This window comes from Pseudomonas sp. Z18(2022), from assembly GCF_036346535.1.
Lineage (GTDB): Bacteria > Pseudomonadota > Gammaproteobacteria > Pseudomonadales > Pseudomonadaceae > Aquipseudomonas > Aquipseudomonas yamanorum_A.
The window spans coordinates 1-369 of record NZ_JAOTOA010000075.1; the positions used below are offsets into that span (position 1 = coordinate 1).

Below are 369 nucleotides of genomic sequence, written 5' to 3' on the forward strand. Positions count from 1 at the left end.
AGGGACGGATTGGTGTTGGTAGATGCGGAACTGCTGGCCTCGCCCCAGCAGGGCAAAGTGGGGTTCCAGGGTGATTTCATAGCGGGCTTCATCAACGGAGCCGGACAGGCGTTTGAAGCCGGTGACCACGCCATGCAGCGTGCGCAACTGCCTGGCAGGCGGCGGGATGAAACCGCGCATCGGCGATTGCTGCGGTGCGCTGTACAAGCTGAACGTGGCGTTCTGACCGAGCATTTTCTCGACAGCGATGTCGCGGGCGGTGCTGGTGAACTCGACACGGTAGTTGAACAGTTCGCTCAGGCCTTCGGTGCCCTCGAAGGCCAGGACGTCGAGCACTGCGTCAACATCGCGAACGGTGAGTTTGTGGCG

Annotated in this window: 1 protein-coding gene; it reads right to left on the bottom strand. The window is 61.8% G+C overall.

From position 1 onward, the window contains the following. A partial coding sequence (locus V3W39_RS33650; RefSeq protein WP_330214194.1) for a contractile injection system protein, VgrG/Pvc8 family occupies positions 1–369 on the bottom strand: 369 nt, incomplete at both ends.